Source organism: Bradyrhizobium sp. AUGA SZCCT0177, assembly GCF_018130125.1.
Lineage (GTDB): Bacteria > Pseudomonadota > Alphaproteobacteria > Rhizobiales > Xanthobacteraceae > Bradyrhizobium.
Window position 1 is genome coordinate 1 of record NZ_JAFCMA010000017.1, and the last position, 26,300, is coordinate 26,300.

The window sequence follows — 26,300 nt, forward strand, 5'->3', positions numbered from 1 at the left end:
CACCGGGGAGAGCGCGTCATAAGCCGTAAAGCCACTGCGCAGGGAATGTCGGATGTTCTCCGCTGCCCTGTATGCTCGTGTGCAGCTTTCTTTGCACTATTCGCACACGAGACCGCGGGTGCAGCGCGCATCCGGCATTCCCTGCGCCCTCTCTTTTTCGAGAGGTGCGACGTTACGTACAAACCTTGAGCGCATCGCGCTGCGGGATCGTAAATCTGCGTCCGTTGCGATGCGTTCATTGAAAAGTATGCAGGACTGCCAGCTATGCGCCGCCGGCGAACTCTTCATTCTCGGCCTCTTCGGCAAGGCCATCCCGGACCATCAAGATCGTCTCGCGTATTGAACGGCCGGCATGTCGGACAATGACGCGGCGTCCTATCTGCGTGGCGCAGCCGTCTGAACCGGAGAAGATGACATGTCAGCGACGACCATCCGGCCGGCCACCATGAAGGGGTCCGCAATTTTTCCGGCGCAGTTCATCGGCGATGATCAGCCGTTTGACAGCTTCGATGCCATCTGCGGCTGGGCGGCAGGACTAGGGTACAAGGGCGTTCAGGTCCCGACCTCCGATCCACGCCTGATCGATCTCGACAAGGCCGCCGCCTCTGAGCATGCTTCGCGTCTTGCGGTTCAGACCGTCTCGCGTCCACGCGTAACCCCAACACCATTCCGTGGTGATGCGCTGAAAGGCCATCATGAAGTCGTCAGCCTTGGCAAGGCTTCCGTCGACATACTCGGCGCCCTACACGGCGCGCCGGACCTCAAGGCCTTTTTCGAATTGTGCGTTCTCGCTCATGGTGTTCCTTCTCCTTGGTTCGATGGTCCCGATGGGTGTGGGCTTGGCTATTGTCGAATATTTGCGTCAATTATAGAGCGAGCTTTCACCGAGGACGGATTGCCTGAAGCGGGTAGTGAGGATGCCGCCGTCGGCGGGCGGCAGCACGAAGTAAAGTGCTTCCGGATTGATCTTGACCTGCGCGAACACGGGCCCGTTTCCATGGTGCGCCAGCTCGCGGATCTCGGTCACCTCAGCCATGGTCCTGACGATCCGCGATGTCCTGAAGCCGGCGGCCGCAGCTATCCCGGCGAGGTCGACACCGCCTGCCGTATGCGTCTTCTGCATTCCGGTCTCACCGAAGCGCTCGTTGTCGAGCACGGCGATAGTGAGGTTAGGAGGGTTTTGCACGGCGATCGTGGCAAGCGCGCCGAGGCTCATCAGCATTTCGCCGTCGCCGGTGATGACGAGCACGCGGCGCTTGGGCTGCGCGATAGCGAGACCAAAGCCCATCATGGCGGCCGCGCCCATCGCGCCCCAGAGCGGGAAGTTGTTCGGGCTGTCGCCCGCAGCCGAGATATCCCAGTTGGGAGCGCCGAGCCCGGCAACGACCAGGAGATCGCTCCGGTCGCGCAGCAATTCATTGACGACGTCGCGGCGATGCAGCAGTTCGTTGGGAACGTTCATTTGCGGGCAAGCTCCTTGAAATTCTTGGCACCGAGCACGCGCTGTCCGATCAGGACGGCGGCAGGCCGCCAGGTGTTGAAGGCAAGGTTGGCCGCGCCGGAAACGGTCGAGGCGACCAGATGCGGCTCATCGGCGCGGGTCACGATCACGCCCATGGCTTCGAGCACGGCCCTGGTGCCCTGGCCCATCGGGACCTGCCACGGGTTGAACTCCCCCCATTCGCCGCGCATCGTCACCAGCATCAAGAGCGGCATGCGGCAGATCATCGGCAGCGACAGCATGTTGATGCAATTGCCGACGCCGCTCGATTGCAGCAGCAGGACGCCCCGTTCTCCGCCGAGCCAGGCACCTGCCAGCATGGCGATCCCTTCCTCTTCGGTGGTCAGGGTGATGACGCGGGCTTGAGGATCCGCCTCGAATGCGCGGATGAGGCGGCTGTGGCCTGCATCCGGCACCATTCCGACCTGGCGCACGTCAGCGTCCTTGAGGACGCGGTACACTTCATCGGGCCAGGTCGGCAGTGCGACCGGCTCGTTTCGGGCCGGCTCTTGTTTCTGCGGATCCGCCATGGAGAAGCTCCCCCCTTTTTTTATCGGGCTCGAACGAACCCCGTTGAGGGATAGTACGCCGCCGTTTCGAAAAGAAGGTCAAAAATCGATATGGCTTCTATTGCAGAATTGAAGAGCTGCCGGACGCGCGACAGGCCCGGTGACTTATGATCACCACTGGCGAATCGTCGCTGTTCTTCTCATTCTCGCGCCAACTCCGGCAGCACGTGGTAGCGGGCGATCTCATGCGGAAACTCGCCGCGGTTGGCGAGCAGGACGATGCCGGTCTTGTGTGCCGGCACCAGGCCGACATAGGCCGAGGCGTTGTTAAGTCCGCCCGGCTTGTCGACGACGACCTCGTCGTTCAAGTGGATGTTTTCCCAGGCCATCGCCTGTCCGAACTTCTCGGTCACGTGAAATGCCTCACGCTGCGTCATCTGCAACGCTTGCCGCAACTGCGGATCGATCGCCTCGCCATCGATGAAGGCAGCCAGAAAGGTGGCCAGGTCGCGCGCCGAGGTGAACATCTGGCCAGTCCCCGGGAAATCGTAGTAACTCTGCTGATCTCCACGTGGACCAATCGCCATGCCCGTATCGGAGTAGCCCTGCACGACACGTTTCATCAGCTCCGGAGCCATGATGGCGCGGTGGTCCGGCCCGCGCTCGGGGAGGAATGTCTGGTTCATGCCGAGCGGTTTCAGGATACGTGCCTCGATAAGATCACCGATAGGTCGACGGTAGCGACGTTCGAGCGCGAGCTGAAGCAGCACATACCCCGCATGCGTGTAGATGCGCTGCTTGCCCGGCTGCTCGCCTGATTGCGGCGTCCATGCGTTGAGCGCCTTGAAGAACTGCGGCAGCGTAAACGAATCGTTCGGCCATGGCGGGTGATCGGTCGGCAGCAGGAGTCCGGACGCATGCGTTGCCAGTTCACCGATCGTCACGCCTTTGATGTAGTCGCCGCGCAGCTCGGGGACATACCTGCTCACGGGGTCATCGAGACGGAGTTCGCCGCGAAGCGTACCCAGCGCGACCAGGATTGCTTCAAACGGTTTGCGCACTGACGCTACGTTGAACAACGTGTCTGAAGTGATCGGCTGCTTTGTCGATTCGTCGGCGACGCCGTAGTTGAAAAACTCGGTGTGACCCGCAGCGTAGACGGCCACAGCGAGACCGCCCGGCTTCCCCACGGTCTCCGGCGCCAGATAGGCCGTGACGATGTGCTGAATTTTGGCGTCCATACCAATATCCGCAACCGACCCGCCCGCCAGCGCGAGTAGCAGAACGGGGAAAATGATCAGGCCTGTCGATCGACGATATCGCCACCAGCGCATGGAACTTGTCACCATACTGAGCCATCGTCTCGTTGACGCCGAAGGACCTTCTTACCTGCACGATTCCGGCGCTTATCGGGAAGCGGCCGTCAACTTGCTGTGAAGTGGTCGAATTCCGCCGGCCTGCGGACCTGCTGCGTCGAGCGCTCTCGCGCAACGCGGGACGTCCTGCGCAGCCTCACCGTCGCGGTCGACCATAAGCTCACAAGACGCTGCGCTCCACGCATCGGCTGCGTCTTGTGCGGTGGGGTTTAAGAGATCGCAATGATCTCGAGCTCGTGACCGGATACGCCGACGACATCGCCGACAGCTTTGCCCATCAGGGACTTTGCCACCGGAGACACGAAGGAAATGGAGCCGGCCTTCGGGTCCGCTTCGTCCTCTCCCACGATATGATACTTCTGCACGCGCCCATCCTCGCGCCTGAAGGTCACCGTGCTCCCGAACGCAACAGTATCGGTCGACGCAGGAGGGGTGATGAGCTGGGCCGTCCGAACTCTCGCCGCAAAATAGCGCGCATCGCGCAACGGGGTCGCCGCTTGCCGCCGCCGCTCGTTCACGTCTTCGATCTGCTGCGCCGTCTCGTACGCCTCGCGAGCCTGTTGCAGTTGAAACTCGAGCGCCTTCAATCCCGCTTCCGTAACCAGGTTCGGATGAGCAGAGATCGGGCGGTCGGGTAGCAGCGTCTCCGATGCGGTTTCGGCACTGTCTTCCTTGGTGAAGGCAACGCTCAACTCGGCCTCCTTTCGAGGGGATATGCCAGGAGATGGAATTGTAACACAACGCTCGGCGGTTTTTGCGTATCACATATCGCGGAGCGGATGGAACCTGGTTGCCTATTTTGGGGTACCGCTTCTTCTGGAGGTCGCTCGATCCTGGCGCGAAGCGGATGCCAGCCGTGGAAACATCCCAACAGCCCTTAGCGCCACCCGAGAGCGGGAGCCACGTGCGTCAGAATCGATTCAATGACATGGGCATTGTAGGCAACGCCGAGCTGGTTCGGGACGGTCAACAGTAACGTGTCGGCCTCATTGATCGCCTCGTCCTTCCTCAGCTGCTCGATCAGGACGTCCGGCTCGGCAGCATAGCTGCGGCCGAAGATCGCCTGGGTCTCCGGAGAGATGAAGCCGATCTGGTCATCCTCGTCTCTACCGCGGCCGAAGTAAGCGCGATCACGATCACCCATGATGGCGATGATGCTGCGGCTGACGGACACCCGTGGCTCGCGCGCATGGCCTGCCTCCTTCCACGCCGAGCGATAGGCCCTGATCTGGGCAGCCTGCTGGATGTGGAAAGCCTCGCCGGTTTCGTCGTTCTTGAGCGTCGAACTCTGCAGGTTCATGCCCAGCTTCGCTGCCCATATTGCCGTGGCGTTCGAGCCGGCTCCCCACCAGATGCGATCACGCAGTCCTTGGGAATGCGGTTCAAGACGCAGCAACCCCGGCGGATTTGGAAACATCGGACGTGGATTGGGCTGCGCGAAGCCATGGCCGCGCAGCACGTCGAGAAAGACCTTGGCATGACGCCGGCCCATGTCGGCTTCGGTCTCGCCTTCGGCCGGTTGATAGCCGAAATACCGCCATCCATCGATGACCTGTTCGGGCGATCCTCGGCTAATACCAAGTTGCAGGCGCCCGCCCGAGATGAGATCGGCCGCGCCGGCGTCTTCGGCCATGTAGAGCGGGTTCTCATAGCGCATGTCGATAACGGCCGTGCCGATCTCGATGCGGCTGGTTTTCGCGCCGACCGCTGCCAGCAACGGGAAAGGCGAGGCGAGTTGGCGGGCGAAGTGATGAACGCGAAAATAGGCGCCGTCGGCGCCCAATTCCTCAGCCGCGATGGCCAGATCGATCGATTGCAGCAGCGCGTCCGCCGCCGAGCGGGTCTGCGATTGCGTAGAGGGCGTCCAGTGCCCGAACGAAAGGAATCCTATGCTTTTCATGCAGCCTATCTAGGCTCTCCCTGTCGATTTGCCACCGCTTACTGTGAGCGGGACTGCCCTTGCACCGAACGTGGAATCGTTCGCGGTCGTGAGGGGCGATGCCGATCTTCGGCGGACGATCGCTTTCGGCGCAATGCAGAACTTCGACAAACCGGCGATGGTCCGCCTTCGATCGCGTCGTTGAGCGCGGCCCCTTCGCGCAGCACCACGAACAGAGGCCAGGTGAACAATGATGGAAGTGCCAGCTCGCAGGCTGGACCGAAAGTGTCCTTGGATGGTACAGGATTCCGGGACAAGCCCAGTCGACCATTGAAACTTTTTTTCGGCACGCTGAAACGGTGATCAGGACAGCCAGCATGCCCGTCGGCGAACTCTTCATTCTCGGCTTCTTCGGCAAAACCATCCCGGCATGGCTGCGGGAATTTGCAACCAACTACGGCTTGGGCGGCGTGATCCTGTTCGACTATTCCTGCCAAACGCAGAAATACGACAACAACATTGAATCGCCGGAGCAGGTGCAGTCTCTCTGTGAAGAGATTTCCTGCCTGCCGTCGCGCCCGATGGTGTTCATCGACCAGGAGGGCGGGCTGGTGCGGCGGCTCAAGGAGAGCAAGGGGTTCAAACCGCTGCCGAGCGCGAAGGAATTCAACCATCTCGCCTTGAGCGAGAAGCGGGAAGTACTCGCCGCCAGTTTCGCCGAAATGCGCCGCCTCGGCATTCACTACGACTTCGCGCCCGTCATCGACGTCGATTACAATCCCGACAATCCGAACATCGGCAAAATCAAGCGTTCCTGGTCCGCCGATATCGGCGAGGTGGAGGCCAATGCGCTGCTGGTGAGCGAGGTCGCGCGCGAGACGGGCATCGGGCTTTGTCTGAAGCATTTCCCCGGCATCGGCGGCGCGGTGGTGGACTCGCATCAGGAGTTCATGGACATTTCCGACAGTTTGCGCACCGAGCAGGAAGAGCTGTTCTATTCGCTGGCGCCGAAAATGTTCGGCGATGCCGTGCTGGTCAGCCACGCCATCGTCAGGCAATGGGACCGCGACAATCCGATGACCCTGTCTGCCGCTGGCCTTGCCCGGTTGCGCCAGCGGCTTCCCGATACGCTCCTGATCACCGACGACATGCAAATGCAGGGTCTGCAGAAGGCGTTGGGCACCAGGCAGGCCAGCCTTCAATCGCTGAGGGCCGGTATCGACATGCTCTGCATCGGCAACAATCTGTTCGATCAGGAGCGGGAAATGGCCGGAATCGCCCAGTCCATTGAACAGGGCCTGCACGAGGGGGCCCTGGTGGGTTCCGCCATTAGGGGTTCGATCGCCCGGGTAGCCCGGCGAAAGGCGCTTTTGGCTGCCTGACGGGCCCCGGAGACTGCGCTATGCGTACCGGCGCGCCGGTTCCCCGCCAATGGCGGGTTGCCTTGCGAGACCGTTGAGACTACAAGCCTTTTTTCCAACGGGAAGACAGGCGATGGCCCACAATTACGCAATCAATGACGACGTGCACCACCAGCTGCAGGGGCCGCAGGGCCGCGCCACCGTCAAGGAACGCAGCATCTACACCATCGTCACCTGCCTGCCGATCGAAGCCGACGGCCGCCCGCGCTACCGCATCAAGAGCAAGACCGAAAACGTCGAGCGCGTCGTGACCGAGGAGCAGATCAGCCGGCTTGGCTGATCCGCCGCCATTCTTCATTTGGACGGAAGCTTGTTTGGACGGTTGGCGCGCGCCCGCATCGCCTTGCCGTGCGCGGCGATGTCGGCATCGCCGTCTTGCCTTCTCTTGATTTCGTTATTGTTGATGTCGCGCGTCGGTCATCGCGCGGCCGCCGGGACCTGCACCTCGCAAATCGGTGAAGCCGTGGTCGCCTGCGATCACAGTGTTTCTACGGCTCTTTGTGAAGCAAGTCACACGCGGGTGCCGGCACGGGCGTTAACGACGGCGCATGACAACGCGGCGGATAGCATATTGGTGGTTCAGGCTCGTTGCCTCGGGACGCTTCCTCGAAAAGTTCCTGAGGCTCCCGCGCAACTGACCCGCGTCGAGGCTACGTCCGATCCGTCGTAACGGAAACGGGTCGATTATTTCATGGAAGCCGCGCCTATGAATTGCCGGTGAGGTCCGTCACACGCGGCTTGTTGCGTTGCCGCGTGGCTGCCTGGGTTTAAATAGTCCGGCGGACGGGGACCATAACGAATCAAATTGAATGCATTAGAGAAGCAAATACTCATAAGGCGGAATTATGAGGGATTAGGCGCGGGGCCAACGCATTTCTACGGGCCGTAAAACTACGGAGTCCTGACCTGGTGACATCCTACTTCCTCGATTGAAGGCCAAAACCCTTCCCGTTGGTTCAGTTTCCGGTCCACTTGCCGGTTCCCCGTATTCTTACTGGTTAAAAAATTAACCACCGGCGGCAATGGAATCGATAAATTAGTTATATGTCGCAGCAAGACCATCGAGCCGGTGATTCGCACTTCCCGAAGTGGATGGAAACCGTCACGCCTCTCGAGAGCAATCTTGAAATCGTCCAATTGTCCGTCGCGCGCGCTCGCGCAACGGAAGAAGCGGAAGCGTCGATCGCTCGCCAGTTGAACGGGCCGCTGACGGCGCTGCTGCTCTACATGAACGAGATCAAGCAGCACAGCCACCAGTTCTCCGAGGCGCCCGGCAATCGCGTATACCTGCAACAGGTCGTGGACAACGCGGTTCAACAACTCGAACGCGTCTGCGTCGTGGTGAAGCAGATGTCGGACAAGCATCCCGCCTTTGCTTCCGAATCCGATCGCAAGCAGGGGCGGGAGAGCCAGGCCAGCCGCACCAAGGATGGCGGTCGCACGCCGGGGGTGATGTTCGCCTCGGAGTCCGGTCAGAAGCCGCTGACCAAGCGCGAGCGCGAGGTGCTGAGCCTGATCAGTGAAGGCTGCTCCAACAAGCAAGGCGCCTTGCGGATGAACATCAGCCCGAGGACGTTCGAGAGCCATCGCGCCGAGGCCATGCGCAAGCTCGGCGCCCGCAACACCGCGGATCTCGTCCGCAAGGCGTTGTTGCAGCCAGCCTGATTTCATTTGCTCAAAAATGAAGGCGAAGCGCACTGCGCCTGCAGTGAAAGCGCCGCAATGCTGCAAGCTCACAAAGGCCGATTGTAACGCGACAGGGCCGACGAGGCCGGACCAGGGCGTGATCCGGAACAGCGGGAGCCCGCTTTCCGAGAAGATCGCGCCAGGTTGCCGCTCAGCAGAAGTCTTCCGCGAAAGAGCGCATACGGGGCGCGGGCCGGGTCGCGATAACAGGTTTTGGCTCTTCCGGGATGATGGTGATCACCCAGGCCGCCGGAACACTCGACTTGCTTTCCACGATCGATCGAACGTGGCCGGTGACGGCCGAGCCGGCCGAGCGGAAGGTTGCGGTTCTGCCGTTGAACTGGGCGATACGAAAACGCCGCACTTCTTTCTGATCGCTCGTTTCGAACGTGAACATGAGGGGGCTCCTTGGTCCACGCGACTATCGCGATTCAACGTTATCCGTCTGTGAAAATCGCAAACCGTAGTAGTACGGCAAGCCGCGAGTGCGGCGCGCGGGGCCGTCCCGTCCGGACACGGCGAAACAGGTCGGATGCCGCCTCGGCGTTCGCCGATCCCGCTCTGCGTCTGATGGTCGCGAGGATAGAAGGCGGGGCGGCGATGGATGGCGGCCTTCAGCCTGGTGCGGCGCGCCCGGGCACGATGCTATTCGGCCGCGCTGGGGAACACGGCTTCCATCTTGGTCTTCAGCGTCGCCGCGTTGAACGGCTTGACGATGTAGTTGCTGACGCCGGCCTTCTTCGCGGCGATGACGTTCTCTGTCTTCGATTCCGCTGTTATCATGATGAAGGGCGTGTTTGAGAATTCCGGGCTCGCGCGGACTTCCTTCAGCAGGTCGTAGCCCGTCATGGGCTCCATGTTCCAGTCGGAGATCACGAGGCCGTATCGCTTGCCCTGCATCTTGGCGAGCGCCGCCGAGCCGTCGCTGGCATCGTCGACGTTCTCGAATCCGAGCTGCTTGAGGAGGTTGCGGATGATGCGGATCATGGTGCTGTAGTCATCGACCACCAGGATCGGCATCGACAAATCAAAAGCCATGTCTTTACTCCGCGCAGCTAGCAAACCGCCGAACACGGGTGAACTCGCGTGGCATTCGAAATCGTCTCGATGCTCTTTCCCGAACCTGCACCCGTCAGCACCGTGACAAGTATCAGGGGTCATTGAACAGCGCGTTAATTCCCGGCCGAATAAATCCCGGGCAAATGCCAAGCCGGCCGTAATTATACGGTGAGTTCCCGCGGGCCGGATCGCAGGGCGCAATCTTCACGCGCATCGCCGGGCCGGCGACTATCAATGGGTTCGGGCACCCGCCCGCCCATGGACAGCGGCCGAGGGGTCACGCTGCCGCGCAATGGATGCGCGGATGCAGCAGGCGGTCGTACTGGGTCTTGACCGTCGCGTAGCACTCGCAGGAGGTCCTGATCAGGCCGTCCAGATTGGTGATCTCGATATGTCCGCGGCTGTAATGGATGAAATTCGCCTGCTGCAGTGTGTTGGCCACCAGCGAAACGCTGTTGCGGCGCGCGCCGATCATCTGTGCCATCGCTTCCTGGGTCAGCACGAGCTTGTCGCTGCCGGACAGGTCGCGGGTATGTAACAGGCAGCGCGCCAGGCGGGACTCTACCGTGTGCGAGGCGTTGCAGCCCGCAGTCTGCTGGATTTGCGCGTAGACCGCCAATCCGTGCCGTGCCAGCAAAGTGCGGAGCGTCACGCTCTGGTCGGCAGCCGCCCGAAGCTGATCGAGGTCGATCGTCGAGGCCACGCCGGGGACCAGCACCAGCGCGCTGTTCAGCGCGGTTGGATCGCCGAGGGCGGAGAATGCGCCGAAGATGCTGTCGCGGCCGACCATCGCGATCTGAACGTGCTCGCCTCGCGCGAGCTTGACCACGAGCGAGATCACGCCTCGGTGCGGCAGGTAGGCGCGCTTGAGCGTCTCGTCGACTTCCACCAGCACCAAGTCCTGGGTGAGGTCGGCGGAGCGCAAATGCGGGCGGATCAGTTCAAAATCGTCCGCAGTCAGCGAGGACAAAAATCCATTCGGGGAACGAGGGGCTGAATCCAAAGCAGTCTCCTGCCTTACGGTCAAAGCCGGTCTCAGGGTGCCAGGCACCAAAAATATGCAATATCCGCCGTCAAAAATGTCCGTTCATCTTGCCATGAATCGCCGGCGGGAAATATCGGCAAATAGCCGCACTCTGACGGCGGCAAAGCCGTCGCGGCTCACGATTCCGTACCTCCCGTCGGGTAGCTTTGGAGCCCTGTGAGGCAGGTAGGCCTGCGGCAGAGGCGCGCCGGCCTTGCTCGGGACGGCCCCTTGGCAGTTCGAAGGTCTCGAGGCACGGATGGAACTCCGCTGGCCCGATGACCCAAAGGTTGTGGAACCCACCCTATACACTGTGGAGGGCAGACAGACTCGCCAATTTGCGACGGAATTGCGAATAGCGCGCTGATTCGCAAGGCAAAACTGCTCGCGGAGAAGCCTTGATGCGCTGTTGGGGTGCCTGGCCAGGCGTGTCCTGTCGGGCGGGCTTGTCGTTTTGTGTCTTCTTGCAGCGCGTCCGATACGGCGGAGGAGGCCGTCATGCGTCGTATTCTGGTTGTCGATGACGACCTTCATACCCGCCTTGCTATGCGCGCCTGGCTCAAGCACTGCGGTTTCAGGGTCGCGATCGCGGACGGCGGGCCCAACGGCCTCGCGGCGCTCGACGACGCAACGTTCGACCTGATGATCGTCGATATTTTCATGCCGAACATGCGCGGTTTCGAGTCGATCAGGATATTTCACCAGCGCGCCCTTACGGTACCGTTGATCGCAATTTCCGGTTACGCGTTCTCCGGTCCGGAAACGGACAATGTTGCTTGCCTAAAAATGGCTCTCAGCCTCGGTGCGACCAAGTGCCTGCACAAACCCTTCCGGCCGGCGACGTTGCTCAGCGTGATCGACGAATGTCTGTCGGAAGCCGAGCCGCACCGAAGACACGCCGCAACCCTTGCCGCGGTCACAACCGCGCCGTCGGAACTGCAAGGCGCAACGACATCGTTAGATACTTCGAAAGAGAGGATCGCTACGGGCTGAGCTGCCAGCAAGACGTAACAACTTTGCGTCGAACCAGAAAAGGGTGGCGGGCACCCATTGCGACTGAGGAGCGATTGAAAGCAGATATCTTGCTTCGGGGGCTGAAATGACACGGGTACTGGTTGTCGATGACGATTCAATGGTCTGCACGGCCATTGAAATCTATCTGGAGCGTCACGGCTTCGAAGTGACGATAGCCAATGGCGGCGAAGCCGGGCTTCGCGCTCTCGAAGACGCCAGCTTCGACCTGATGATCGTCGATATCTTCATGCCGCATATGCGCGGTTTCGAATCGATCCGGATATTCCACGAGCGCGCGCCGGCGATTCCGCTGGTCGCGATGTCGGGATATGCGTTTGCGAATCTTGAATCGCCGGCGCCGGATTTTCTGCGAATGGCGCTCGAACTCGGCGCGGCGCGCTGCCTGCGCAAGCCGTTCACGCCGGCGGCGCTGCTGGCGGTGATTGACGAATGCCTCTCCGAAGCGCGGGCACGCTATGCGGGCGTCGCCGAATCCAGATAGCGCTTTCGGATGCGGCAATTTCAGGTCGCGATCGCGATGATGTCTACGCTGCCATTGCCGGGTCGATTGGACCCCGTCGGGGATGCTGGTTCGCCTCATATCCGAGAACCATCGCAGAACTGATCGAGAGGGCGCAGCTTGGACGCAAAGCCGACATTCGAACCAGCTGCAGCATTGGTAGGAGTCTGTTTACCAGAAATGATAATGCCGCTTTGCCGGTCTAAGCCGGCCAAGCGGCTCCTCGTCCATGAAATCATCAGCCGGATTCCGTGGCTAACCGCCGGCGGATTTTCAAGGCGCCAGCCAACGGCGTTTTGCCGGTGCAATCGCGCTATCTGTGCAGCATTTTACGACAATTTATTTGGGTTATCCGTATTTACACGGACAGTGAAATTAACGTGGTCGTGAAATCAGAAAGGCTATGCCTAACAGACGACCGTTACATCGATAGTTGAAGGGCGCGCTCTGATGGATGATCTTTTGCGGGAATTCCTGACAGAGACCAACGAGAGCCTGGATACGGTCGACAATCAGTTGGTGCGGTTCGAGCAGGATCCGAGCGATGCGAAGATTCTGGATAACATCTTTCGCCTGGTACACACGATCAAGGGCACCTGCGGCTTCCTCGGCCTGCCGAGGCTGGAAGCGCTGGCCCATGCCGGCGAGACCCTGATGGGCAAATTCCGCGACGGCATGCCGGTCACCGCCGGCGCCGTCACGCTGATCCTGTCCTCGATCGACCGCATCAAGGAAATCCTCGCAGGTCTCGAAGCGACCGAGAACGAGCCGGAAGGCAGCGACGAGGACCTGATCGAGAAGCTGCATCTGTTGGCGGAAGGCGGGGCGCACGACGCGCACGCTGACGCCGAAGTCGCCTCCGTGGAAGCGCCGGCGCTGGTCGTGGCCGCGCCCCCTATACAGCCCGCGAAGACACAAGAGGTTGCCAAGGGCACGCTGGTGGATCAGGTGCTGGAACGGCCGCTGCGTCCGGGCGAAGTCTCGCTCGACGATCTCGAACGCGCCTTCCGCGAGACCGCGATCGAAGTCGTACCCGCGCCCGCAGTTGCTGCCAAAGCCGCGGCTCCCGCGGCGCCGGAAGCCGCCCCTGCGCCGCAGGCGGCAAAGGAAGTAAAGGCAAAACCGGTCCGCAAGGCGGCCGCCGCCTCCGATGTCGGCGACGTGCAGGAAGCCAACAAGATCGCCAACCAGTCGATCCGCGTCAACGTGGACACGCTGGAACACCTGATGACCATGGTCTCCGAGCTGGTGCTGACCCGCAACCAGCTGTTGGAGATCTCCCGCCGCAACGAGGACACCGAGTTCAAGGTGCCGCTGCAGCGCCTCTCCAACGTCACCGCCGAACTGCAGGAAGGCGTCATGAAGACGCGGATGCAGCCGATCGGCAATGCCTGGCAGAAGCTGCCAAGGATCGTCCGCGATCTCTCCGGCGAACTCGGCAAGCAGATTGAACTCGAGATGCACGGCGCCGACACCGAACTCGACCGCCAGGTGCTCGACCTGATCAAGGACCCGCTCACCCATATGGTGCGCAACTCCGCCGATCATGGCCTGGAGACCCCGGCCGAGCGGGCCGCCTCCGGCAAGCCCGAGCAGGGCACCATTCGCCTCTCCGCCTATCACGAGGGCGGCCACATCATCATCTGCATCGCCGACAATGGCCGCGGGCTGAACACCGAGCGGATCAAGGCCAAGGCACTGCAGAACGGGCTCGTCTCCGAGGCTGAACTGGAGAAGATGACCGAAGCCCAGATCCACAAGTTCATCTTCGCGCCGGGCTTCTCCACCGCCGCCACCGTCACCTCGGTCTCCGGCCGCGGCGTCGGCATGGACGTGGTGCGCACCAATATCGACCAGATCGGCGGCACCATCGACATCAAGTCGGTGGCCGGCGAGGGGTCAAGCGTCACCATCAAGATCCCGCTGACGCTCGCCATCGTCTCGGCCCTGATCGTGGAAGCCGGCGGCGACCGCTTTGCTATACCCCAATTGTCTGTTGTCGAGCTGGTCCGCGCCCGCGCCAACTCCGAACACCGCATCGAGCGCATCAAGGACACCGCGGTGCTGCGGCTGCGCAACAAGCTGCTGCCGCTGATGCACCTGAAGAAGCTCCTCAAGATCGACGACGGCTCCTCCTCCGACCCCGAGAACGGTTTTATCGTGGTGACCCAGGTCGGCAGCCAGACGTTCGGCATCGTGGTCGACGGCGTGTTCCACACCGAAGAGATCGTGGTCAAGCCGATGTCCACAAAGCTGCGTCACATCGACATGTTCTCCGGCAACACCATCCTGGGCGATGGCGCCGTGATCATGATCATCGACCCCAACGGCTTTGCCAAAGCGCTCGGCGCCGCCGGCTCCTCCGCCCAGGGGATGGCGGACGAGAACGCGGCGGCCCATGCCAACACCGGCGAACAGCTGACCTCGCTGCTGGTGTTCCGCGCCGGCTCGACCCAGCCCAAGGCGGTGCCGCTCGGCCTCGTCACCCGGCTGGAGGAGATCGCCACCGACAAGATCGAACTCTCTAACGGCCGCTACATGGTGCAGTATCGCGAGCAGCTGATGCCGCTGGTGCAGATGACCGGGGTCAACGTCCAGACCTCGGGCGCCCAGCCGATCCTGGTGTTCGCCGACGACGGCCGCTCGATGGGGCTGGTGGTCGACGAGATCATCGACATCGTCGAGGAGCGGCTGCACATCGAGGTCGCCGGTTCCAGTGAAGGCATTCTGGGTTCGGCCGTGATCAAGGGCCAGGCCACCGAAGTGATCGACGTCGGTCATTTCCTCCCGATGGCGTTTGCCGACTGGTTCTCCCGCAAGGAGATGCGCCCGTCAGTGACCGCGCAGTCGGTGCTCTTGGTCGACGACTCAGCCTTCTTCCGCAACATGCTGGCGCCGGTGCTCAAAGCCGCCGGCTACCGGGTGCGGGTCGCCCCCAATGCGCAGGAAGGCCTCACCGCGCTGCGTTCGGGCCAGACCTTCGACGTGGTGCTGACCGACATCGAGATGCCCGACATGAACGGGTTCGAGTTTGCCGAGACGATCCGGGCTGACCAGCACTTGAGCGCGATGCCGATCATCGCGCTGTCCTCGATGGTCTCTCCGGCGGCGATCGAGCGCGGGCGGCAGGCCGGCTTCCACGATTACGTCGCCAAGTTCGACCGTCCCGGCCTGATCGCGGCGCTGAAGGAACAGACCGCCGGCGAAACCAGGCGCGCGGCGTAGGAATCAAGGATCGCACACGATGACAACCAAGACCGATACCATTGAGGGCACCGTGGTCGAATACGTCACCGCCGTGATCGGCGGGCAATTGTTCGGCCTGCCGATCTCCCGCGTCCAGGACGTGTTCATGCCGGAGCGGCTGACCCGCGTTCCCCTGTCCTCGGCCGAGATCGCCGGCGTGCTCAATCTGCGCGGCCGCATCGTCACGGTCGTCGACATGCGCGCCCGGCTCGGGCTGCCCCGGAACGACGACGGCAAGCCGCCGATGGCGGTTGGCGTCGACCTGCGCGGCGAGTCCTACGGCCTGCTGATCGACCAGATCGGCGAGGTGCTCAGGCTGCCCGACGACAGCCGCGAGGAAAACCCCGTCAATCTCGATCCCCGCATGGCCAAACTCGCCGGCGGCGTCCACCGCCTCGATGGCCAGCTCATGGTCGTCCTCGATGTCGATCGCGTCCTCGAAATCGTGCCGGATCTGTTGGCGGCATAAGAAGCAGAAGCAAGGCGAAAGCGTACATAACATTTGGAAACGTCCCCTTTTGGGGAATGGAAGTAGAGGCCGAAAATGAGAACATGTCTCGTCGTCGATGACTCCAGTGTCATTCGAAAGGTCGCACGTCGTATCCTGGAAGGTCTTGATTTCCAGATCATCGAAGCCGAGGACGGCGCGAAAGCGCTGGACGCCTGCAAGCGCGCCATGCCCGAGGCGGTCCTGCTCGACTGGAACATGCCCGTGATGGACGGCTATGAATTCCTCGGCAATCTGCGCCGCATGCCCGGCGGCGATGCGCCCAAGGTGGTGTTCTGCACCACCGAAAACGACGTCGCGCACATCGCACGTGCACTGCACGCCGGCGCCAACGAATACATCATGAAGCCGTTCGACAAGGACATCGTCACCGCGAAGTTCCAGGAAGTCGGCCTGATCTGATCGGTCCAGACGATCCGGCGGCCAGGCGGCCTTCGGCGTTGTTTTCGTAAGCGTGCCGTTCGAGTCGTTCCTGGTGAAGTAATGAGTATTGCGTTGACAAGTGCCGCGGCCCCGACTTCGACACGGCAGGACAAGCTGCGTGTTATGGTGGTCGACGACAGCGTCGTCATCCGCGGGATGATCTCGCGCTGGATCGGAGCCGAGCCGGACATGGAGGTCGTCGCCTCCCTGCGCACCGGCCTCGACGCCGTCAACCAGCTCGAACGCATCAATCCCGACGTCGCCGTGCTCGATATCGAAATGCCGGAGCTCGACGGCATTTCCGCGCTGCCGAAACTGCTGGCGAAGAAGCGTGATCTCATCATCATCATGGCCTCGACGCTGACCCGCCGCAATGCGGAGATCAGCTTCAAGGCGCTCTCGCTTGGCGCCTCCGACTACATTCCAAAGCCCGAAAGCACGCGCGAGGCTTCCGCAGCCGAAACTTTTCGCCACGATCTGATCCAGAAGATCCGTCACCTCGGCGCCAAGATCCGCCGCAACGTGCACGCGCCCGCGCATGTGACGCCGCCTCTGGCGCCGGTCCACGAGCGGCCGCGTGAAGCTTCGGTCCGAGCGCCGACGGTGGCACCGGCAGCGCAATCGCAATTGGCACGCCGCCCGTTCAGCATGCTGGCGCCGCGCGTGCTCCTGATCGGTTCGTCGACCGGTGGTCCGCAGGCGCTGATGTCGCTGGTCACCGAAATCGGGCCTGTGATCGACCGTTTCCCGGTTCTGATCACGCAGCACATGCCGCCGACCTTCACCACGATTCTCGCCGAGCATCTGGCGCGTTCGAGCCGTCGGCCGGCGCATGAGGCGGTCGATGGCGAAATCGTCAAGGCCGGCCGGATCTATCTCGCGCCGGGCGGCCGTCATATGAAGGTCGTGCGCCATGGCGCGGAGGCGGCGATCGCGCTCGACGACGGACCGCCGGTGAATTTCTGCAAGCCTGCGGTCGATCCGCTGTTCACCTCGGCGATCGACGTCTGGCAGGGCGGCATCATGTCCGTGATCCTGACCGGCATGGGCTCCGACGGCATGCGCGGCGGCAAGGATATTGTCGCGGCCGGCGGCAGCGTGATTGCCCAGGACGAGGCGACGAGTGTGGTGTGGGGCATGCCGGGTGCGGCCGCGAATGCCGGCATTTGCGCCGCGATATTGCCGCTTAATCAGATCGCGCCGAAACTGGTTCGGTTGTTTTCGGGAGATCGTGCGTGACGCCTCAAGACTATGAGTATCTGCGTAAGCTTCTGAAAGAGCGTTCCGGGCTGGACCTGTCCCCCGACAAGCAATATCTCGTCGAGAGCCGTCTGGTGCCGCTGGCGCGCAAGGCGAGCCTTGCCGGTATCCCCGAACTCGTTCAGAAGATAAAAGCCGGTGCCGACGCGCTGACTGCCGAGGTGGTCGAGGCGATGACCACCAACGAGACCTTCTTCTTTCGCGACAAGCTTCCGTTCGATCATCTGAAAGAGGCGGTTCTCCCGGCGCTGGCGCAGGCGCGCGCGGCGCGTCGTTCCCTGCGCATCTGGTGCGCGGCTTCCTCGACCGGGCAGGAGCCGTACTCGATTGCGATGTGCCTGAAGGAGGCCGGCGCCATGCTGGCGGGCTGGCGCACCGAGATCGTCGCGACCGACCTTTCGCTGGCCGTGCTGGAAAAATCCAAGGCCGGCATCTTCAGCCAGTTCGAGGTGCAGCGCGGCCTGCCGATCCAGATGCTGGTGAAATATTTCACGCAGAATGGCGAGCTGTGGCAGCTCAACGCCGACATCCGCAGCATGGTGCAGCACCGTCAGTTGAACCTGCTGCAGGATTTTTCTCACCTCGGCACGTTCGACGTGATCTTCTGCCGCAACGTCCTGATCTACTTCGACCAGGACACCAAAGCCAAAATCTTCGAACGCATCTCGCGGATGCTGGAGCCCGATGGCGTGCTGGCGCTGGGGGCTGCCGAATCCGTGGTCGGAATCACCAATGCCTTCAAGCCCTATCCGGATCGCCGTGGGCTCTATCGTCCAAATGCCGCACCAACCGTTGTGCGCCCCGGGGTAGCGACCCTGGTGCCGCAGGCGCCAAGGTCGGTGGCGTCGGCACGCTGATCTATCGGTCTATCGATCGCTTCTGCTACAGAATCGCGTGCGGTACGAACCGCGACGTGTTGCCGGTGATCGGATTTTCGTCCTCGCGGATCGATAGTCCGCACGGTGTGTGATCGATCAGCCAGCTTCCGAGCACCGGGTATTGGTCGGAAAAGCTCGGCAGGGACGCGAAACCCTGCACGATGAAGCCTTCCGCCCCATATGGGCCTTGCTGTTCCATCAGCGTCGAGCCGGCGCTGACGAGCGTCACATTTGCGCCTTCGCGCGAATACAGCGGCTTGCGCACGAACGAGGAGCCGAGCATTGCCGCCTTCGGATCGTCCTCGAAATAGGCCGGCAGCAAATTGGGGTGTTTTGGGAACATCTCCCAGAGCAGCGGAAGAATGCCCTTGTTGGACAGGATCGCTTTCCACGGCGGCTCGATCCAGCGCGTCGGGGCGCTCGACAGATTTGCGCCGAACGTGTCTTGAAACATCCATTCCCAGGGGTAGAGCTTGAACGCAAGCTCAATGCCGCGATCGTCGAGATCGACGAACCGGCCATCGCCCCCGAGGCCGACGTCCTTGATGTCCATCAGCGTGGTCTTCAATCCGGCCTGACTTGCGGTGTCCTGCAGATAGGCCAGCGTGCCGGCGTCCTCGGCATTGTCGGTCATCCCGGCCAGATGCAGGTGCTTTGCGCTGCCGTGTTTTTTCCAGGCGTCGATCAGCCGCTCATGGATCGAGTTGAACTGGTCGGCGCGCTTCGGGATGATGCTGCGTTCGATCGCCTGTTCGAGCCAGGTCCACTGAAAAACCGCCGCTTCGAAAATCGAGGTCGGCGTATCCGCGTTGTACTCCAGCAGTTTCGCCGGGCTCCAGCCGTCGTAGCTCAGGTCCAGCCGGCCATAGAGGCTGGCGTCGCGGCGGCGCCAGCTCTCCGACAGCAGGGGCCAGAAGGCTTCGGGTATTTTCAACCGGCGCAAATATTTCTCGTCGTTGATCGCGCGGCCGACCACCTCGAGGCACATCGCCTCGATCTCGCCGGTGGGCGCCTCGATCCGCCGTTCGATCTCGTTCAGCGTGAACGCGTAATAGGCCCGCTCGTCCCAATAACGCTCGCCGCCGATGGTGTGAAAAGTGAATCCGGCGCTTTCGGCGGTAGCACGCCAGTCGTCGCGTTCGGGGCAGGGGATGCGTTCCATGACATTCAGCCGCCAGAGAAGCCGACGGCATGCCCGAACGATCCGAAGCCGCCGCGCTGCGCGCTGTGCGAGCCGGAATCGGACGTGCTGGAGCCCGAATAGTTCGAGGAGGGATTGCTCGAACCCGAAGAGCTCGACGAGGAGCCGCCGGAGTAATAGCTGCTGCGTGAGGAGCTTCCGCCGCCACCCGAACTGCTGGATGAAGATCCGCGCTGCTGGCATTCGGCGGCGCTGCTTTGCAGCAGCGACGGCTGCGCTGTGTTCGGCGACGGTTCGCATTTGTTGCTGGGCATCAGCGTGTAGGCGGCACTGCCAACCGCGAGCGTGCCCATCAGAAACAACGCAACGTGGCCCGAACGCTTTGCCGGCGGGCCCGACGACTGCGGCACAGGCGGCACCGATGGTTTGCGCGTCCCGAATTCGCTTGTGCGTTTGGGGGGCTTGTTCGCCATGGTCAGTAGATCATGCTGGCAGCGTTGAGCGCGCCCGCGGCCAGCGAGGCTAGTCCAAGCCAGATGGCGGCGGCAAGTTCGCCGCCTGCGATGCGCTGCGACAGGTTCGGCACCGGTATCTTGACGAGGTAAAAGACGATGATCTGCACGATCAGCGCGACGACAGCCCAGATCAGGCAATCCCAGACATTGGCGGAATGGGCGATGGCGCTGACCAAAGGCAGCGCGAAGCCGAGCAGGCTGAGCCCCAATGCGATTGCCGCTGCCGGATTATTGTCGCGGATCAGCAGGAACTCGTCATGCGGCGTGACACGGGTATAGACGAAGAGGTAGGCGGCCACGGCGACCAGCGCCGTGCAGAAATAGACCAGAAACGCCGGTAGCCCGGCGAGGGATTGCAAGATCATTGATAACGCCCCGACTCGATCGGTCCCCACGTTCGCACGATCCATTGGTCGGCGCATCGGAGAGGTCGGTTCAATCCCAAGCAAAAACCCCGCCGTTTCAGGCGGGGTTAGCAAATCTGCCTTGACGCAGCCGGCTATTCCTTGACCTCGATCTTGCCCTTCATCGCCGGGTGCAGGCCGCAGATGTAATCGTAGATTCCGGCATCGGCGAGGGTCAGCTGGGTGGTCTGGCCCTTCAGCGCGATGGACGAGCGCTGCGCTTTGGCGCCGGTGATTGTGACCTGGTGCGGCGAGGAATCGGAATTGTGCCAGGTGATGGTCTGGCCCTTGTTGACGACGACGGTCTCCGGTCCGAATTTGAAGTCGGAGATCGAGACCACCCCGGGGCCCGGCGCGGGTTTTGCCATGGCGCCTTCTGGGGTGCCCTTCAGGCCCGCCAGTGAGATAACAAAATCCTGCCCGGCATGTGGCTTGTGGCAGGCGAAGCAAGCCGTCAAATTGGCCTTGTCGTTGACCTTCCTGTCCGGCCCAAACGCCTGATACTCCCATTCGCCGTTCCGAATGTCGTCCTTGTACTCGGTGCCCCAGCCGCCGCGCTTTTCCATCACCGTGTAGGCGATGAGGTCGCCCTTCTGGAAACGGCCGCTGGCATCCTTCATAGGCTCGCCGGCCGCATCGAGCTGCGCCTTGTACTGAACCAGCGTCAGCACCGTGCCGCTCGGGATCGGCTGCCCCTTGCGTACTGCATCGACCGCCGCCGGCGTCGCATAGAGCTCGCGATACTGCTTGTTGTCGTAACGGCTGACGGTGGCGTAGAGCGTGTCCTTGTCGAAATTCTCCGGGAAGGCGACCTTGTCGCCGCCGGCGAGCGCCGAATAGCCGATGAGCGCGCCCGATGCCGATCCGAGCGCAACCGCGGCAAGCAGCCTGACGTTTTTCATGACTTCCCCCTCGTTTGCGGACAATTCCGTCAGATACGAGACACCGCGAAGCGGGTTTCAATCCGGGGTAAGCGAATTTGTCGCGTGTCAGCGGCCCAAGAGCTTCGGTTCTGATTGAATCAGAACCGAAGCTCTAGCCTCTTGTCTTGACGCGTTTTCTTCACGCGAACCGGCAGCCACTTCGCTCGAAAACGCTCCGAAAACAAAAACCCCGCCATTCGCGGCGGGGTCCAGTCGGGGAGGAGTGAGCCTTGCGGCTCGCCGTAAACCCTGGTCAGGCGGGAATGCGTTCTTCCTGCTCGTGCGGCTCGCGCAGCACGTAGCCGCGGCCCCACACGGTCTCGATGAAGTTGCGGCCTTCGGAAGCGTTGGCGAGCTTCTTGCGCAGCTTGCAGATGAAGACGTCGATGATCTTGAGCTCGGGCTCGTCCATGCCGCCATAGAGGTGGTTGAGGAACATTTCCTTGGTGAGCGTGGTGCCCTTGCGGAGCGAGAGCAGCTCCAGCATCTGGTATTCCTTGCCCGTCAGATGGACGCGCTGGCCACCGACTTCGACCGTCTTGGTGTCGAGATTGACGACGAGGTCGCCGGTCTGGATCACCGACTGGGCATGACCCTTGGAACGGCGCACGATCGCGTGGATGCGGGCGACCAGTTCGTCCTTGTGGAAGGGCTTGGTCATGTAGTCGTCGGCGCCAACGCCGAGACCCTTGACCTTGTCCTCGATGCCGGCGAGGCCGGAGAGGATCAGAATGGGGGTCTTGATCTTCGACACCCGAAGCTGCTTGAGCACGTCGTAACCGGACATGTCGGGCAGATTGAGGTCGAGAAGGATAATGTCGTAATCGTAAAGCTTACCGAGATCGACGCCTTCTTCTCCGAGATCCGTCGTATAGACGTTGAAACTCTCGGATTTAAGCATCAACTCGATCGACTGCGCGACGGCGCTGTCATCTTCTATCAGCAAAACGCGCATGCCAGTCCCCTATAGTCGCCGCTCCGGGCGTCAGGTCGGCCGCACTTGCGGCACTCAAAACGCCTTTGAACAACTGATTCGGATCCTGACGACATATGGTTAACAAATACTGATTCGTGTTCGCAAGCTCTAACCGTGCAATTTTTGTCGAATCGCCGTAAGATATTGCGTCGAAGCAGCTTTTCCTTACCGTTCTCGTTCAAGTTCCACATTAAGAGACGGGCCTAACCGACTCCCGCGACTCATCCTTCTTCTGATGGGCGAGCGCTCTCAGTCACCAAAGACAGTGACGCAATGATTAACGATGCGGGTAAACACGAGGTTAAGCGCCCCTTTCAAACACGCGGAAACTTAAGGTTTTCGCAATGAAGGCGCTCGCGGAACAGATCGGCGACGTCGACGGCGTCAATATATATGGCCGTGTGATCGGCGTGCGCGGGCTGATGGTCGAGATCGCGGGGCCGATCCATGCGATGTCGGTCGGCGCCCGGATCGTGATCGAGACCGGCGGCAGTTTCATTCCGGCCGAGGTGATCGGCTTCTCCGGGAACAATGCGGTGGTGATGCCGTTCGCCGGCCTTGAGGGTGTCAGGCGCGGCTGCCGCGCCGTGATCGCCAATGCCGCGGGGCAGGTGCGGCCCTCGCCTTCCTGGCTCGGCCGTGTGCTCAACGCGATGGGGGAACCGATCGACGGCAAGGGGCCGCTGACGCAGGGGCCATCGCCGATGCCGTATCGGAACTCGCCGCCGCCAGCGCATTCGCGCCAGCGGGTCGGGGCGCCGCTCGATCTTGGCGTGCGCGCCTTGAATACGTTCCTGACCTGCTGCCGCGGCCAACGGCTCGGCATCTTCGCCGGTTCCGGCGTCGGCAAATCGGTGCTGCTGTCGATGCTGGCGCGTAATGTCGATGCCGATATCACGGTCATCGGCCTGATCGGCGAACGCGGCCGCGAGGTGCAGGAATTCCTGCAGGACGACCTTGGCGATGAAGGCCTGGCGCGCTCAGTCGTGGTGGTGGCGACCTCCGACGAGCCGGCCTTGATGCGCCGGCAGGCGGCCTATCTGACGCTCGCGATCTCCGAATATTTTCGCGATGAAGGCAAGGACGTGCTGTGCCTGATGGATTCCGTGACGCGCTTTGCGATGGCGCAGCGCGAGATCGGGCTGTCGGCGGGCGAACCGCCGACCGCCAAGGGATATACGCCGACGGTGTTCACCGAACTGCCGAAGCTTCTGGAGCGGGCAGGGCCAGGCACCAGCACCGGCACCATCACCGGCATTTTCACCGTGCTGGTCGATGGCGACGATCATAACGAACCGATCGCGGACGCGGTGCGCGGCATTCTCGACGGCCACGTCGTGATGCAGCGATCGATCGCCGAGCGCGGGCGTTTTCCCGCGATCAACGTCCTCAAATCGGTCTCCCGCACCATGCCGAAATCGGCCGATCCGGCCTATCTGCCCGTGATCATGCGGGGCCGTCAGGTGATGGCGACCTACGCCGATATGGAGGAACTGATCCGGCTCGGCGCGTACCGGGCGGGGTCGAGCCCGGAGGTCGACGAGGCGATCCGGCTGCACGAGCCGCTGGAAGGGTTCCTGCGGCAGGGCAAGGGTGAAAAAGCAAGCCTCGCCGACGGCTACCAGCAATTGGCGCAGATCCTGACTGGTTTGGAAACGGAACGCTAACTTTGTCAGGCCATCATCCCCGGCACATGAATAGTCTTGCTGGCGGGGCCCCCGGGGGAAGCCGGCTTTGTCCCGCGTTAAGATTGGGACTTCTGGGGAGTATGAGTCGATGAAGTCACGTGAAACGCTGATCCGCCTGAAGAAGTTTCAGGTCGATGAGAAGCGCCGAAGGGTTACCCAGATCGAAGGCATGATCGCCGATTTCCAGCGCATGTCTGTCGACCTCGAGCGCGAAATCCAGACCGAGCAGGACCGGGCAGGGATCCAGGATCCGTCCCACTTTGCCTACCCGACCTATGCCAAGGCGGCGATCCAGCGGCGCGAGAACCTGACCCGTTCGGCCGACGAACTGCGCATCCAGCTCGAGGATGCCAAGAGCCTCCTCGGCGAAGCCTTCGAGGAGCTCAAGAAGGTCGAACTGCTGGACGAGCGTGACCAGGCGCGCGAACGCGCCGAGGAGAACGCCCGCGAGCAGGCCGACATGGACTCCATCGGGTTGATGCGCGCCCGCCTCGGCGCCATCGCCTGACGCCTTAACCTTCTCTCATCCGATCATCGACAACCCGGGCCGCAAGGTCCGGGTTTTTCTTTGATGATGTCCACAGACAGGCGTCTTGGTGGCTGGTTTCCTGCAAGGTATGCTAGGAGGGTTCTCGATGCTCCCGGCGTAAAGCGCGATGGGGTATCGCGATTTGGGGGACACTGAATGCTGACGCCAGCAGAGCTGGTCTGGCTGATTGCCGCTGTTGCGAAGGGGGATGAAGCCGCTTTCGAGCGGCTTTACGCCGCCACGCGCGCGAAACTCTTCGGTGTCGTCCTCCGTATCTTGCGCCGACAGGATCTCGCCGAGGAGGTCATTCAGGAGGCCTACGTCAAGATCTGGAACAGCGCCGGACAATTCAATCCGGCGCTCGCTTCACCGATAACGTGGATGGCGGCGATCGCGCGCAACCGGGCGATCGACGTCGTGCGCAAGAAGACCGAGGCCTCGATCGAGGAGGAGCCGACCGCGATGGAAGTGGCCGCCGATTCACCCGATCCGCTGGCGCGGCGCGAGATGACGGAAGAGTTGAAGCGGCTGCTGGAATGCGTCGGCCGTCTCGAGCCCGACCGGCAGAAGCTGGTGCTGCTGGCCTATTACAACGGCTGGAGCCGCGAGCAGCTGGCCGCCAAGTTTGAGACGCCGGTGAATACGGTGAAGACGTGGCTGCGCCGCAGCATGATGGATATCCGGGAATGTCTCGGGCTTTGAGTTTTTGAACTGAGTTTTTGAACTGAGTTTTTGGAATGAGTTTTGGATTTGAGTTCTTTGGAAACTGTCTTGAAGGGTGTCCTGGACGTTAGATGATGGCCTATAGCGAAGACCATATCGCGCTCGCCGCGGAATATGCGCTCGGCACCCTCGATGCCGACGAGCGCGCGCAGGTCGAAACCATGATGGCCGTCGACACGGAATTCACCGCCGTGGTCCAGGCGTGGGAGTACAGGCTCGGCGTCCTCAACCAGATGGTCGGCTCGGTCGAGCCGCGGCCGATCGTCTGGGAGAATATTCAACGCGCGATCGGACATGCCGGACCGCAGGTGCCGCTGGCGCTGCCGGACGCAGCCGCTGCTCCGCCGCAGGAAGCCGCCGCCCCTCCGCCGCCGGCGGATACCCTGATGGCCGAACTGACCGAGGCCGCGGACAATTCCAACGTCGTCCAGTTGTCCGGCCGGGTGAAGCGCTGGCGCAATCTGGCGTCGTTCGCAACGGCTGCCGCCGCGGCGCTGATCGCGATGCTCGGCCTGCAGGTCTATTCGCCGGATCTGTTGCCGAATGCCCTTCGTCCCAAGATCCGCACGCAGGTGGTCGAGGTCAAGACGCCGCCGCTGCCGGCGCCGCCGTCGGCGCAATACGTTGCGATCCTGCAGCGGAACGGCGGCTCGCCGGCGTTCATCCTCACGGTCGATGCCGCCACCAGGAATTTCACCGTCCGCAAGGTCAATGCCGATGCCGAAGCCGGCAAGAGCTTCGAGCTATGGCTGGTCTCCGACAAGCTGCCGCAGCCGCGCTCGCTCGGTGTGATCGGCGGCAGCGAGTTCACCGCGCGTAACGTGCTCGCGTCCTACGACGCCGGCACGATCAACGCCGCGACCTACGCGGTGACGGTCGAGCAGGCCGGCGGATCGCGTGACGGCAAGCCGAACTTGCCGCCGGTCTTCGCCGGCAAGCTGATCGAGACGGTGCCGGCCGGGCCGACGCGCTGATTTTTTTGGACCCCCATCATTTGGGACCCCCATAAAGAGAAAACGCCCGTGGGGAGCGGGCGTTTTCGTAGTCGACTTGGGGTAGTGTCAACTTAGGGGTAGTTGGGGTCTTCTAGTACTTCA

The 26,300-nt window shown here is 62.1% G+C and carries 28 protein-coding genes and 2 pseudogenes; 16 read left to right on the forward strand and 14 right to left on the reverse strand.

All coding sequences use genetic code 11. The annotated features are described in order from the left end of the window. Window positions 1–52 precede the first annotated feature (52 nt). Together JQ597_RS20205 and JQ597_RS37700 are read left to right on the forward strand one after the other, a co-directional pair. Window positions 53–343 carry a hypothetical protein gene (locus JQ597_RS20205; RefSeq protein ID WP_212265971.1) on the forward strand — a complete coding sequence of 97 codons (291 nt, stop codon included), beginning with the start codon at window positions 53–55 and terminating at the stop codon, window positions 341–343. A 72-nt stretch (window positions 344–415) separates the two neighbouring features. Then, a pseudogene (locus JQ597_RS37700) lies at window positions 416–610 on the forward strand (hypothetical protein); the annotation flags it as partial. On the opposite strand, the pseudogene JQ597_RS37705 reads toward JQ597_RS37700, so the two are convergent. The 6 genes and pseudogenes from JQ597_RS37705 to JQ597_RS20230 form a co-directional block, all read right to left on the reverse strand. Next, window positions 608–796: pseudogene (locus JQ597_RS37705) on the reverse strand (carboxymuconolactone decarboxylase family protein); the annotation flags it as partial. The pseudogenes JQ597_RS37700 and JQ597_RS37705 sit on opposite strands and share 3 nt — an antisense overlap. Before the next feature lie 66 nt (window positions 797–862). After that, complete coding sequence (locus tag JQ597_RS20210) at window positions 863–1,462, reverse strand: thiamine pyrophosphate-dependent enzyme (RefSeq protein WP_212265972.1); 600 nt, start codon at window positions 1,460–1,462, stop codon at window positions 863–865. Beyond that, window positions 1,459–2,031, reverse strand: a complete 573-nt coding sequence (locus JQ597_RS20215; RefSeq protein ID WP_212265973.1) for a thiamine pyrophosphate-binding protein — start codon at window positions 2,029–2,031, stop codon at window positions 1,459–1,461. Before JQ597_RS20215 ends, JQ597_RS20210 begins: the two co-directional genes overlap by 4 nt. A gap of 179 nt (window positions 2,032–2,210) precedes the next feature. Then, complete coding sequence (locus JQ597_RS20220) at window positions 2,211–3,251, reverse strand: serine hydrolase (protein ID WP_212265974.1); 1,041 nt, start codon at window positions 3,249–3,251, stop codon at window positions 2,211–2,213. Window positions 3,252–3,595: 344 nt separating this feature from the next. Then, window positions 3,596–4,078, reverse strand: a complete 483-nt coding sequence (gene greA, locus JQ597_RS20225; RefSeq protein WP_212265975.1) for a transcription elongation factor GreA — start codon at window positions 4,076–4,078, stop codon at window positions 3,596–3,598. Between the two features lie 185 nt (window positions 4,079–4,263). Beyond that, the gene (locus JQ597_RS20230; RefSeq protein ID WP_212265976.1) at window positions 4,264–5,286 is read right to left on the reverse strand and encodes an LLM class flavin-dependent oxidoreductase; all 1,023 of its coding nucleotides are present in this window, start codon (window positions 5,284–5,286) and stop codon (window positions 4,264–4,266) included. Window positions 5,287–5,642: 356 nt separating this feature from the next. Between JQ597_RS20230 and JQ597_RS20235 the strand changes: the two genes are divergently transcribed. The 3 genes from JQ597_RS20235 to JQ597_RS20245 all read left to right on the forward strand — a co-directional run bounded on the left by JQ597_RS20235 (window position 5,643) and on the right by JQ597_RS20245 (window position 8,351). Next, window positions 5,643–6,647, forward strand: a complete 1,005-nt coding sequence (locus tag JQ597_RS20235; protein ID WP_212265977.1) for a glycoside hydrolase family 3 N-terminal domain-containing protein — start codon at window positions 5,643–5,645, stop codon at window positions 6,645–6,647. Window positions 6,648–6,759: 112 nt separating this feature from the next. Next, window positions 6,760–6,966, forward strand: a complete 207-nt coding sequence (locus JQ597_RS20240) for a hypothetical protein (RefSeq protein ID WP_192740564.1) — start codon at window positions 6,760–6,762, stop codon at window positions 6,964–6,966. A 764-nt stretch (window positions 6,967–7,730) separates the two neighbouring features. Further along, the gene (locus tag JQ597_RS20245) at window positions 7,731–8,351 is read left to right on the forward strand and encodes a response regulator transcription factor (protein ID WP_212265978.1); all 621 of its coding nucleotides are present in this window, start codon (window positions 7,731–7,733) and stop codon (window positions 8,349–8,351) included. A gap of 172 nt (window positions 8,352–8,523) precedes the next feature. On the opposite strand, the gene JQ597_RS20250 is transcribed toward JQ597_RS20245, so the two are convergent. The 3 genes from JQ597_RS20250 to JQ597_RS20260 all read right to left on the reverse strand — a co-directional run bounded on the left by JQ597_RS20250 (window position 8,524) and on the right by JQ597_RS20260 (window position 10,434). Further along, complete coding sequence (locus JQ597_RS20250; RefSeq protein ID WP_212265979.1) at window positions 8,524–8,769, reverse strand: hypothetical protein; 246 nt, start codon at window positions 8,767–8,769, stop codon at window positions 8,524–8,526. 248 nt (window positions 8,770–9,017) lie between these two features. Next, complete coding sequence (locus tag JQ597_RS20255; RefSeq protein ID WP_192740568.1) at window positions 9,018–9,410, reverse strand: response regulator; 393 nt, start codon at window positions 9,408–9,410, stop codon at window positions 9,018–9,020. Between the two features lie 298 nt (window positions 9,411–9,708). Further along, window positions 9,709–10,434: a Crp/Fnr family transcriptional regulator gene (locus JQ597_RS20260; RefSeq protein ID WP_212265980.1), complete on the reverse strand. Its 726-nt coding sequence runs from the start codon at window positions 10,432–10,434 to the stop codon at window positions 9,709–9,711. Window positions 10,435–10,953: 519 nt separating this feature from the next. Between JQ597_RS20260 and JQ597_RS20265 the strand changes: the two genes are divergently transcribed. The 7 genes from JQ597_RS20265 to JQ597_RS20295 all read left to right on the forward strand — a co-directional run bounded on the left by JQ597_RS20265 (window position 10,954) and on the right by JQ597_RS20295 (window position 18,283). After that, window positions 10,954–11,448, forward strand: a complete 495-nt coding sequence (locus JQ597_RS20265; RefSeq protein ID WP_212265981.1) for a response regulator — start codon at window positions 10,954–10,956, stop codon at window positions 11,446–11,448. A 106-nt stretch (window positions 11,449–11,554) separates the two neighbouring features. Then, window positions 11,555–11,971, forward strand: a complete 417-nt coding sequence (locus JQ597_RS20270; RefSeq protein WP_212265982.1) for a response regulator — start codon at window positions 11,555–11,557, stop codon at window positions 11,969–11,971. Between the two features lie 468 nt (window positions 11,972–12,439). Further along, the gene (locus JQ597_RS20275; protein WP_212265983.1) at window positions 12,440–15,214 is read left to right on the forward strand and encodes a hybrid sensor histidine kinase/response regulator; all 2,775 of its coding nucleotides are present in this window, start codon (window positions 12,440–12,442) and stop codon (window positions 15,212–15,214) included. A 19-nt stretch (window positions 15,215–15,233) separates the two neighbouring features. Further along, window positions 15,234–15,704: a chemotaxis protein CheW gene (locus JQ597_RS20280; RefSeq protein ID WP_212265984.1), complete on the forward strand. Its 471-nt coding sequence runs from the start codon at window positions 15,234–15,236 to the stop codon at window positions 15,702–15,704. Between the two features lie 75 nt (window positions 15,705–15,779). Then, a complete protein-coding gene (locus JQ597_RS20285; RefSeq protein WP_192739881.1) occupies window positions 15,780–16,145 on the forward strand; it encodes a response regulator in 366 nt (121 codons plus the stop codon). An 81-nt stretch (window positions 16,146–16,226) separates the two neighbouring features. Then, the gene (locus tag JQ597_RS20290) at window positions 16,227–17,405 is read left to right on the forward strand and encodes a protein-glutamate methylesterase/protein-glutamine glutaminase (RefSeq protein WP_212265985.1); all 1,179 of its coding nucleotides are present in this window, start codon (window positions 16,227–16,229) and stop codon (window positions 17,403–17,405) included. Then, window positions 17,402–18,283, forward strand: a complete 882-nt coding sequence (locus tag JQ597_RS20295) for a CheR family methyltransferase (RefSeq protein WP_212265986.1) — start codon at window positions 17,402–17,404, stop codon at window positions 18,281–18,283. The genes JQ597_RS20290 and JQ597_RS20295 overlap by 4 nt, the downstream gene beginning before the upstream one ends. A 25-nt stretch (window positions 18,284–18,308) precedes the next feature. Here JQ597_RS20295 and JQ597_RS20300 read toward each other — a convergent pair whose 3' ends face one another. The 5 genes from JQ597_RS20300 to ctrA all read right to left on the reverse strand — a co-directional run bounded on the left by JQ597_RS20300 (window position 18,309) and on the right by ctrA (window position 22,242). Continuing rightward, entirely contained in the window at window positions 18,309–19,466 is a 1,158-nt protein-coding gene (locus JQ597_RS20300) for a glutathionylspermidine synthase family protein (protein WP_212265987.1), read from the reverse strand. 5 nt (window positions 19,467–19,471) lie between these two features. Continuing rightward, window positions 19,472–19,918: a hypothetical protein gene (locus JQ597_RS20305; RefSeq protein ID WP_212265988.1), complete on the reverse strand. Its 447-nt coding sequence runs from the start codon at window positions 19,916–19,918 to the stop codon at window positions 19,472–19,474. A gap of 2 nt (window positions 19,919–19,920) precedes the next feature. Next, entirely contained in the window at window positions 19,921–20,325 is a 405-nt protein-coding gene (locus JQ597_RS20310) for a DUF350 domain-containing protein (RefSeq protein WP_192739886.1), read from the reverse strand. A 134-nt stretch (window positions 20,326–20,459) separates the two neighbouring features. Beyond that, window positions 20,460–21,266, reverse strand: a complete 807-nt coding sequence (locus tag JQ597_RS20315) for a cytochrome P460 family protein (RefSeq protein WP_212265989.1) — start codon at window positions 21,264–21,266, stop codon at window positions 20,460–20,462. A gap of 274 nt (window positions 21,267–21,540) precedes the next feature. Then, complete coding sequence (gene ctrA, locus JQ597_RS20320) at window positions 21,541–22,242, reverse strand: response regulator transcription factor CtrA (RefSeq protein ID WP_015688285.1); 702 nt, start codon at window positions 22,240–22,242, stop codon at window positions 21,541–21,543. Window positions 22,243–22,607: 365 nt separating this feature from the next. Between ctrA and fliI the strand changes: the two genes are divergently transcribed. The 4 genes from fliI to JQ597_RS20340 all read left to right on the forward strand — a co-directional run bounded on the left by fliI (window position 22,608) and on the right by JQ597_RS20340 (window position 26,177). After that, a complete protein-coding gene (gene fliI / locus JQ597_RS20325) occupies window positions 22,608–23,930 on the forward strand; it encodes a flagellar protein export ATPase FliI (RefSeq protein WP_212265990.1) in 1,323 nt (440 codons plus the stop codon). Window positions 23,931–24,039: 109 nt separating this feature from the next. Beyond that, window positions 24,040–24,459: a flagellar export protein FliJ gene (gene fliJ / locus JQ597_RS20330; protein ID WP_212265991.1), complete on the forward strand. Its 420-nt coding sequence runs from the start codon at window positions 24,040–24,042 to the stop codon at window positions 24,457–24,459. A gap of 177 nt (window positions 24,460–24,636) precedes the next feature. Then, entirely contained in the window at window positions 24,637–25,182 is a 546-nt protein-coding gene (locus tag JQ597_RS20335) for a sigma-70 family RNA polymerase sigma factor (protein WP_192739890.1), read from the forward strand. A 95-nt stretch (window positions 25,183–25,277) separates the two neighbouring features. Beyond that, window positions 25,278–26,177 (forward strand): anti-sigma factor, encoded by a 900-nt coding sequence (locus JQ597_RS20340; protein ID WP_212265992.1) that lies wholly within the window; start codon window positions 25,278–25,280, stop codon window positions 26,175–26,177. Window positions 26,178–26,300: the final 123 nt, after the last annotated feature.